Here is a 10,359-nt window from a genome sequence, read left to right on the forward strand (position 1 = left end):
TTGACTTTTCTGGAGCAATTCGAATTTCTAAACTATTAAATACCTCTCACTTTTTTAAGAGATAAGAATGTACAAAATTTCAGAGATGTCTAGCTCCGAGCGCCTGCGACTAGAGAGACTTCCTTCGCCTCCGTACGATAAAGAAGACTTGCCGATTGGTGAAACCAGAGGCTTAGTCGCACTTATACCCTTGTGGTGAAAGTCAACATCGACTCCGATAAAAAGGAAGGTCGACTAAAACCGGACTTTGCGTCCAACGTCGACATACCCCTATGAAGGGGCATGTTTCCTTTATCTCCTACGAAGGTATGTTCAATTAAGATCGCCACTTTGCGTGGCAACATTGAACCACCTGGCATGGCCAGGCGCAGTCCTTACGTCGCAAAGCGGGCGCTCTGCGCTTTTCTTAAGAATCTAGTTCTATTGTTTCGGTTATCTGTATAAGTTTAATAGTAGGAATACTAGAAAAGGAACCTAACAATTTAGCAATGATTGGAAAAAACGTGGGGAGGGATTATTCCTTGAAAAATCGCTACCATAAGAATAAATTCATACGTAAAAAGTTAAAAGATAAAAAGAGCAGTAATTCGACGAAAAATAGGATTTTAGCAAAAGCCAAATCTCCACTGTCGAAAAAGACCTTTGGGAACAAATTCAATAAAGGTCATTCCAAGTGGAAATTACCTAGTCTACTAGTGTTGTCCGGATTATTGATGATTATTCTAGTCATTCCTACACTCGTTGTTTTACCATTCAACTCAAATGAGTCTGTAGCTTCAACGACAATTGAGCAAGAATTTGACTCATCGGAGGGTTTGGATGATGACTCTGCTATCTCCGTAGCTGTAATGCGAACTCAGACAGATTCTATAGAGAATGTCCCATTAGAGACGTATGTAGCAAGAGTAGTAGCTAGTGAGATGCCAGCCAAGTTTGAAATGGAAGCATTGAAGTCACAGGCATTAGCGGCACGAACGTATATCGTCAATCAATTGCTTTATGCAGATGGCGATGAAGAATCCGATGTCACGGACACAATAATGGACCAAGTATATAAAGGGGAAGAAGAACTTCGCGACAGGTGGGGTGCCAATTACAATCAAAACATGAAAAAAATAACCGATGCAGTTGCAGCAACAAAAGGAGAAATCTTGACATTTAAAGATGCACCGATATCACCAGCATATTTTTCAACTAGTAATGGATACACAGAGAACTCAGAGGACTATTGGGCAAATGAAATCCCTTATTTGCGTAGTGTGGCAAGCCCATGGGATGTTGAATCCCCTTACTACTTAGATCAAGAAACATTTACCCTTGCAGAAGTGGAGGAGGCGTTAGAGGTTGATTTACCAGACAATGCTAGTATTAGCATACAAGCCTCTCGCACGGAAAGTAATCGAATTAACCAAGTATCCCTTGGTGAACATACATTCACAGGACGCGAGGTTCGAGATGCATTAGAATTGCGTTCAAGTGATTTTACAATCGAACAAAAAAACAATCACCTCATTTTTACTACAAAAGGAAATGGTCATGGGATTGGCATGAGTCAATATGGTGCTAATGGAATGGCGAAGGAAGGAAAGTCATATGAGGAGATTCTAAAATATTATTATCAAGATGTAGAAATTGGTTCAGTGGATGAAGTCTCTCGTACATTAGTAGCACAATAGGTATTGAGAGGTTGTCTCGATGACGGAAGCCGGTCCTGATTGCTTGCTACGGTAATCGATAGGCAGTCTCGATGACGGAAGCAGCACTTGATCGCATGCTACGGTAATCGATAGGCAGTCTCGATGACGGAAGCAGCACTTGATCGCATGCTACGGTAATCGATATGCAGTCTCGATGACGGAAGCAGCACTTGATTACTTGCTACGGTCATCGATAGGCACTCTCGGTTACGGAAGCCGGTCATGATTGCATGCTACGGTAATCGAGGGGCGGTCTCGATGACGGAAGCAGCACTTGATTGCATGCTACGGTCATCGATGGGCAGTCTCGATTCCGGAAGCAGCACTTGATCGCATGCTACGGTAATCGATAGGCAGTCTCGATGACGGAAGCAGCACTTGATCGCATGCTACGGTAATCGATAGGCACTCTCGGTTACGGAAGCCGGTCCTGATTGCATGCTACGGTCATCGATAGGCACTCTCGGTTACGGAAGCAGCACATGATTACTTGCTACGGTCACCGATAGGCAGTCTCGATGACGGAAGCAGCACATGATTACTTGCTACGGTAATCGATAGGTAGTCTCGATTACGGAAGCAGCACATGTTTGCTTGCTACGGTAATCGATAGGCAGTCTCGATTCCGGAAGCCGGTCCTGATTGCATGCTACGGTAATCGATGGGCAGTCTCGATTCCGGAAGCAGCACCTGATTGCTTGTTACGGTCATCGAGAGCCCGTATCAATTCCCTTTAATCGTATTTTCTACTTGCAAACGCAAGGCCAGTCTAGGCATTTTCATAGGTGCCTAGGCTTTTTTTTGCCACTAAATCCCTTAATATCCCCAATTTTTATAAAAAAACTCATAATTTCGTAATTTTTTTTGTTTATGATGTATAGTTTTTCCTTTTTCTGCTCAGAATGGTTGTTGAGGTGATGAACATATGAAAGAGGAAAACAAAGGCTCTTCAAAAAACAATTGGAGACGCATTTTCCGTAAGAAGTGGTTCTTCCCAGCTGTCTATCTAACTGTCGCGGCACTTCTATTAGCAGTAGTAGTTTGGTATCAAAATTTAGATAACCAAATTCCTAGTGGGGATGATCAAGATTTAGCAGGTGATTATTCTCCAACACCACATGATGAAGATGCAGAAGCTGTAATGGATCAGCAGGAAGTCGTATTGATGCCTGTAGGCGATGATGAAGAGCAAGCAGAAATCGTAACTAAATTCTTTGATTACAACTCAGACCAAGAGGATCGAGAAAATGCTTTGATTCTTTATAACAACCGCTACTATCAAAGCACAGGGATTGATATTAAGTTTGCTGATGACGCTGCATTTGATGTTGTTGCATCATTAAGTGGTACAGTAACAGACTTGAAAGAAGATCCTTTACTAGGGAATGTTGTCGTTCTATCACATGGTAACGACGTAACTACACATTATGCTAGTCTTGGAGAAGTCAATGTTGAGCTAGAAGATGAAGTGAAACAAGGCGACGTGATTGGAACGGCAGGGCAAAATCTTTTCGGTAAGGATAATGGTACACATGTACATTTTGAATTACGTAAAGAAGGAAAAGAAGTTAACCCTGAAAGCTTTTTCAATCAACCAGTTAGTAAGTTAGACAGTGAGTCAGAAGAAGCAGCTGAAAATGATGCTCCTGATAATGATGGAGAAGAAAACGGCGAACAGACAGAAGAGACAGATGAAGAAGAATCTGATGCAAATGTTGAGGAATCAGAAAATGATGAATCTAATGATGACGATGATGATTCCACAGACGAAGAAGATTCAAACGAATAATTGATAGTTAATCTTAAATCCTAGCAAAATAATATTGCTAGGATTTTTTCTTTGGAAAAAATAAACTTAATCTCTTTTTAATAGCGAACAATCAATAGGTGTTCACTAGAAAATTTTCTACTTTCGATTGGATGGTAAATCTTTCTACGCATCTTTCTATAATACTACTCTAGCACTTCGACATCTTTCTACCGAAAACAAGATTCGTAGTAGGAAAATGTCGAACGATTCCCCCTTCTAATGTCTATCTTTTATGATAGTATATATATTGTTCCGTTATTAAAACGGTTTAGAATCTTAAATATAATAGAATTGACATAGATCATAGAACATCCCTATCTAGAGAAAATCAGTAAGGAGATGCTAGACTTTATGAATTTGAACAATATGAGGATATCACCAGGGTACTTTTCTTCCATGGGTGATTTAACATTAGGACAAGTTCTCCTAATATTGTCACAAGAACATGGAACTCAAGTAGCAACCGAATTAACTAGAAAGTTTTGCTTACAATCGACATCCGATGAAATTCAGAGAGTAGGATTAGAGTTTTTATACATAAATGGTTTTTACGATGATTTATACGAATTGATTGACAAGAACATGGAGTCCCTCAATCCAAGGAATCGTGTATGGGCCAAAGTATATAAAATTATGATTTACAATAAATTAGTAGGCAATTCCTTTGAAGAGTTAAGGGAGGAATTAAAAGCAATTAAAGCACCAGATCCTGAGCTGAAGTGCTTGATAGAAATAACAATTATGGATACTTATTATAATCAGCGCGAGTTTGGAAAGGTCGGCAATTTAATAGACAAGCAGTTTATGCTATTTGATGCAATTAATGATGAGTATTTATTATCCTGTTTCAATCAACGTTTTTATCAGCGTTTGTTTATTTATTATTGGAAGCGAAATGAATTAATTATTGCAAGAAAGTACGCCTTTAGAGCACTGAACCAAACGACGAATCCATCCACTAAAGCGAACTTACATACTAATCTTGGATTAACGTATTCATTTGATACGTATTACCAGGGGATGTATCATCTTAAAGAAGCATTACGTATAGCACAGAAACACAATTTAAAAAGACGTATAATTTCCATCGAAAAATATAATATCCCATTTCTATCCGCTCATTTTAAAAAAGTAAGAGGAATCCATAGTGATGATATTAGTGAGCAAGCACATATTGAAATTGCGAAAGGAAATCCTGATAAAGCAATACAGTTATTAGAAGGGATTTCACTAGATAGTCCATTTAAAATGTACTATATGGGACTGGCTAAACAAGATGAAAATCTACTTTTCCAATCTTATAATGATTTTATTGAAAAAAGACGAGATTACTTTTTTAGCCGTTTGCCATTGAATGCATTAAAAAACTTAAAGTAGATATGATGGATTCAGCAAGTCGATGTCAAAAGAAGAGAGGAGGATTAATATGAAAACATTAAAAACGTTTTTTATCGCAACGATTTTAATTTTTGTATTTGCCTTTTCAATGGGGCCAGCTTCCCAACTTATGAGTGACCCAGACTATGGAGAATTAGACAATAAAAGTGTGTAATGTATATCTATGGTATTGAGGTATTGCTGAATCCTATCCATATATATAAGAGCTCTATGTAAATCGTAGGGCTCTTTATTATGCATAAAATGGACTAAATCCAAAATATTAATTAGAATATTTAAAAAACTTCTTGTCCTTCTTCTCCTAAAACTGTTTTTTTATCATAATCCACCCTTTCCTATAATAAAATGTTACAAACCAAGCAAACAGAAACGTCTGAGGTGAGAGCTTATGTGGCTCTTGAACTAAACATTTATTCTGCTTGTAATACATATTCAATGAACCTAAAAATTGTACATCTATTGCTCCGTCATAATCATCAATATCCATGAGTTTCACCGCTGCTATGTCATGGATTACTTAATCGACAATTCATCTTGCACATTTATTAATTATAAAAAACTCGGCTGCCACAGTACAATAAACTTTTTTGCATATGCAAAGGAGGAGAATCGAAAAAAAAGAGATGTAAGTTTTGGACATTCATCTGTCATTTTTTCGAATCACCTAGTCTCTAACCACACCTCGGAAATATTCAACATAGGGAGGCGAACGGTGTGCACGACTACATCAAAGAAAGAACTATCAGGATTGGTGAACATGTTGTAGAGACAAAGAAAACCGTCCGAGTGATAGCAAAAGAATTTGGTGTTTCTAAAAGCACAGTTCATAAAGACTTGACAGAACGCTTACCAGAGATAAATCCTGAGTTAGCACAGAAAGTAAAAGAAATTCTAGAATACCACAAATCGATTAGACATCTCCGTGGAGGCGAAGCAACTAGAAAAAAGTATCGGTCAGATGATACCAAGCCAGACAAAAATGCAGAACCTGTAGGATAATAGCCAGCCATTATAATGAAGGAGGTGGTTGATCGGGATAGCTTAGAGTATAGACAATTCACTTAACCACTGAACATAATTCTTCAGAAGCACAGCCTTATATTGAGGCTGTGCTTTTGATTGCTTATAAGGAAAAGCGAATACCAATTGTAATTAAGGTGAATTTTAATTAGGAGCACTATTATAATACGGAAAAAGTAATGTCAAAATTTCGCTACCTTTTTCCTATAATTTGCAGTTTTATGTAGCTTTTTGTGGTAAAATATTGTACAAGGCGCATTGTGTTTTCGGACAAGATGCTAGTAGTATACAACGTAAGGAGGAAAATCATCCATGTTTTCTAGGGATATTGGAATCGACCTTGGTACGGCTAATGTGTTGATTCATGTAAAGGGAAAAGGAATTGTTTTAGATGAACCATCTGTTGTAGCGATGGATCGTAATACAGGAAAAGTATTAGAAGTTGGGGAAGCGGCACGTCGTATGGTCGGTCGTACACCAGGAAATATTGAAGCTATTCGCCCATTGAAGGATGGGGTGATTGCTGATTTTGATGTTACAGAAGCAATGCTAAAACACTTCATAACTAAAATTAATGTTAGAGGCTTTCTTTCTAAACCAAGAATGCTGATTTGCTGCCCGACAAATATTACCAAAGTTGAACAAAAAGCTATTAAAGAAGCAGCTGAAAAATCTGGTGGTAAGAAAGTGTATTTAGAAGAAGAACCAAAAGTTGCTGCTATCGGTGCAGGAATGGAAATTTATCAGCCAAGCGGAAATATGGTCGTAGATATTGGTGGAGGTACAACAGACGTTGCTGTACTGTCCATGGGAGATATCGTTACTTCTGAGTCTGTTAAAATGGCTGGAGATAAATTTGATGTCGAAATTCTTCAATACATAAAACGTCATTATAAGTTGTTAATTGGGGAACGAACAGCAGAAGATATCAAAATTAATGTAGCAACCGTTAATCCAGGTTCCCGTCAAGAAGAACTGGATATTCGAGGCCGTGACATGGTTACTGGTTTACCACGTACAATCACGGTGCATTCAAAAGAAATTGAAGAAGCATTAAGAGAACCTGTTGCATTAATTACGCAAGCAGCAAAAACTGTTTTAGAACGTACACCGCCTGAATTATCTGCTGATATCATTGATCGTGGTGTTATTTTAACTGGTGGTGGAGCATTAATTCATGGAATTGATGAGCTACTTGCGAAAGAACTAAAAGTACCAGTATTTATGGCAGAAGAACCAATGCATTGTGTAGCTAAAGGTACTGGCATCATGTTAGAAAATATTGATAAAGTAGACAAACGAAAAATTGTCTAATGGAGAAAAGGGGAAGGTATTATGTTAAGAGGATTTTATTCAGCTGCTAGTGGAATGATGGCTCAACAAAGACATCAAGAAGCATTAGCGAATAATATTGCCAACGTAAATACCCCTGGATATAAAGCAGATCAAGCAACATTAAGGGCCTTTCCAGAAATGTTATTACAGCAAATGGGAACAAAAAATGTCCCTACACAGAATAATATTAAGTTTCCTGTTAGTAATCCAATTGGGTCGATAAACACAGGAGTCTATGTTCATGAAATGGTACCTAATTTTGGACAAGGTGATTTGCGAGAAACGAATATATCGACTGACCTAGCCCTAGTTAATGGGAATTTTCCAGATGAAGAAGGAAACGTCTTTTTCACAGTGCAAAATGAAGGTGGAGAAGTCCGTTATACGAGAAATGGGAATTTTACTGTAGATGGAAATGGGTATTTAACGACATCCCAAGGGTATTATGTGTTAGATGCTTCAGGGAATCAAATCCAAACTGATGGATTAGAATTTGCGGTTACTCCTAATGGACAACTACAGGTAAATGGACAAGCCATACAACTAGGAATTAGTTATACTGCCAATGCCAACGATATGGAAAAGGAAGGAAACGATCTATATAACGGCAATGCAGGACCAGTTCCAGCTGGTGTAAATTTTACGGTTCAACAAGGATTCTTGGAAGGTTCCAATGTCGACTCTATGAGATCAATGACTGAAATGATGGAATCGTACCGTATGTTCGAAATGAATCAAAGGGTTCTACGAGCATATGACGAAAGCCTAGACAAAGCCGTCAATCAAGTAGGACGCCTTGGATAGTATGTAGTTCTGTATTAAAGAAGAATAACATATTTAGTCAAATCATTTTTGTTGAAAATAATAGCCTAAAAGTCTTTGCTCAGAACTAGCGTAGGAACTACACGTAGACTCCTTTGGGAGCAAAGGCATAGGTGAGACCCCGGAGTGCGAAGCACGAGGAGGCTTACCAGCCGCCCAAGGAAAGCGAAGTGTAGTTCCGTAGCGAGATGTTGTGTGTAACAGGAGGAGAAACCTATGACTAGAACGATGATTCAAGCTGCAACAACATTGAATCAACTCCAAAATAAATTAGATGTAATAGGAAATAACCTAGCAAATACCCAAACAACAGGTTATAAAAATCGAAATTCCGAATTTGCATCCCTTTTATTTCAACAAATAAATCAAATGAATGATCCTGCAAATGCACAAGGAAGGCTAACACCTGATGGGCTACGTGTCGGTTCAGGAGCGAAGTTAACCAACCCTACGATTGATTTAACATTAGGTTCAATCAAGCAAACAGGTCGTTCATTGGACATTGCCTTACTTGAGGAAAATCATCTCTTCCAATTACAAGTAACGGAAGATGGACAAACGGAAACACGATATACAAGGGATGGTTCCTTTTATTTGAACCCAACTGAGGATAATAGTGAGGTTCTTATGCTAACATCTAAAGACGGTCACCCAGTTATTGGTGTGAATGGTCCCATCATGATTCAAGATGGATTTGATGGAATTGATATTTTAGAAAATGGCCAAGTTACCGTTCGACGTGGTGAATTTGTAGATACGGTTGGGCAGTTAGCTGTCGTAGAAGCAGTTCGACCAAGGTTTTTAGAAGCATCAGGGAATAATTTGTTCCGTTTACCAGATGTTGAAGGCTATAATGCAGGTGAAATTATTCAAGCGACTGGCACAAGACTACAAAGCCAAGCATTAGAAACATCCAATGTTGATATTTCTAAACAAATGACAGATTTGTTAATGACACAGCGTGCATACCAATTTAATGCACGAACCATCTCAACTACAGATCAAATGATGGGACTTATTAATCAATTACGTTAAGTACTGAAGTAGGTATTGACGTTTTCATTTTCTTTAAATATAGTTGTTTTAGTGAGTAAAGCCGTCTGACTTGCTAGGTTTAGCTTTTCTCACCTTTTTAATTTGTTAGTTAGGAGAAACAAACCATGAACCAATCTGATCAAAATACTCCACAAACTCGTAGGCAACGGACTAAACAATCACCGAATACGGTGGAACAGAGAAGAAGAAGGTCCCGTAGCTATGAAGAGGAGTTAACCCAAACTCAAGCACAGACTAGAAAAGAGCAGAAGAAAAAACAAAAAGTTGAGAAACGGAAAAATAGACGACCGCGTCGACGTATTTTTCCAATTTGGTTACGTGTAATTGTTGTTGCTGCCCTTTGCATGGCTGGATTAATTGGAGGCTTGATGATTGGCTATGGTGTATTAGGTGAAGGCGAACCAAAAGATGTACTTAATATGGAAACATGGCAACACCTAATAGATATCGTATTGAAAGAAAAATAATATCCACATAGGCTGAGACGTATTTAAATATACTAAAATCCGAACAATATAATTTGTTTGGATTTTTTGAAATTGCGAGCAAATCTTAATGATGGTGTGAATCCGATCGCTACGGAAAATACACTTCACTTTCACTTCCAGCACAAGTGCGACATCTGTTCAAGCTTCCTACGGTCGCTTTCACAGTGTCTTCTTTGCCGCGAGGGGCTGAGGCTGTGCCCGCGGGAAGCGACTGCCAGGAGTGGAAATCAACTTAGCTCTAACTTTGAGTTTCCCATTTTTGCAAATATAATATTAAGAAAAGCTACTAGCGCTCGAACGAGACATCTCTGAAAGTTATATTTTTGAAAAAACGAAGCTGGGACATAACTAAAAAGTTATTACCAAAAACGAACAATTTGCTATCTTAGCGGAGGGAATATACGTAGACTCCTGTGGGAGCAAAGGCATCGGTGAGACCCCACAGTGCGATAGCACGAGGAGGCTCACCAGCCGCCCACGGAAAGCGAAGTATATTTACGTAGCGATGATTTTCACCAAACATAACATTGTTCGGGTTTGTGCTTCATTAAAATAATTTTGTCCCAGCTTCAATCTATATAAAGGAGTCAATAATTATGGATATTCAAGATATTAAAGAAACAATCCCACATCGTTATCCTTTTTTATTAGTGGACAAGGTGTTGGAAGTAGAAGAAGGTAAACGAGTAGTAGGGTTAAAAAATGTCACAATCAATGAGCCTTTCTTCCAGGG

The 10,359-nt window shown here is 38.5% G+C and carries 9 protein-coding genes and 1 pseudogene; all 10 read left to right on the forward strand.

The genetic code is table 11. The features are described from left to right. Positions 1-521 precede the first annotated feature (521 nt). Positions 522-1,676 carry a stage II sporulation protein D gene (spoIID, locus tag BUB12_RS16400; protein ID WP_072891991.1) on the forward strand — a complete coding sequence of 385 codons (1,155 nt, stop codon included), beginning with the start codon at positions 522-524 and terminating at the stop codon, positions 1,674-1,676. A gap of 946 nt (positions 1,677-2,622) precedes the next feature. Continuing rightward, positions 2,623-3,486 carry a stage II sporulation protein SpoIIQ gene (locus BUB12_RS16405; RefSeq protein ID WP_072891992.1) on the forward strand — a complete coding sequence of 288 codons (864 nt, stop codon included), beginning with the start codon at positions 2,623-2,625 and terminating at the stop codon, positions 3,484-3,486. Positions 3,487-3,858: 372 nt separating this feature from the next. Continuing rightward, positions 3,859-4,884 (forward strand): AimR family lysis-lysogeny pheromone receptor, encoded by a 1,026-nt coding sequence (locus tag BUB12_RS16410; protein ID WP_072891993.1) that lies wholly within the window; start codon positions 3,859-3,861, stop codon positions 4,882-4,884. Positions 4,885-4,933: 49 nt separating this feature from the next. Continuing rightward, entirely contained in the window at positions 4,934-5,059 is a 126-nt protein-coding gene (locus BUB12_RS18225) for a hypothetical protein (RefSeq protein ID WP_268801947.1), read from the forward strand. Between the two features lie 560 nt (positions 5,060-5,619). Then, entirely contained in the window at positions 5,620-5,904 is a 285-nt protein-coding gene (gene spoIIID, locus BUB12_RS16420; RefSeq protein WP_072891995.1) for a sporulation transcriptional regulator SpoIIID, read from the forward strand. 333 nt (positions 5,905-6,237) lie between these two features. Further along, positions 6,238-7,239 (forward strand): rod shape-determining protein, encoded by a 1,002-nt coding sequence (gene mreB, locus BUB12_RS16425; RefSeq protein ID WP_072891996.1) that lies wholly within the window; start codon positions 6,238-6,240, stop codon positions 7,237-7,239. 21 nt (positions 7,240-7,260) lie between these two features. Beyond that, on the forward strand, positions 7,261-8,064 hold the full coding sequence (locus tag BUB12_RS16430; protein ID WP_072891997.1) for a flagellar hook-basal body protein: 804 nt from the start codon (positions 7,261-7,263) through the stop codon (positions 8,062-8,064). A gap of 234 nt (positions 8,065-8,298) precedes the next feature. Continuing rightward, positions 8,299-9,117, forward strand: coding sequence for a flagellar hook-basal body protein (locus BUB12_RS16435; RefSeq protein WP_072891998.1), 819 nt, complete (start codon positions 8,299-8,301; stop codon positions 9,115-9,117). Positions 9,118-9,242: 125 nt separating this feature from the next. Continuing rightward, positions 9,243-9,605 (forward strand): DNA-directed RNA polymerase subunit beta, encoded by a 363-nt coding sequence (locus BUB12_RS16440; protein ID WP_072891999.1) that lies wholly within the window; start codon positions 9,243-9,245, stop codon positions 9,603-9,605. Between the two features lie 614 nt (positions 9,606-10,219). After that, a pseudogene (locus BUB12_RS16445) lies at positions 10,220-10,359 on the forward strand (3-hydroxyacyl-ACP dehydratase FabZ); the annotation flags it as partial.

Source organism: Ornithinibacillus halophilus, from assembly GCF_900129485.1.
Classification (GTDB): Bacteria; Bacillota; Bacilli; order Bacillales; family Amphibacillaceae; genus Ornithinibacillus; species Ornithinibacillus halophilus.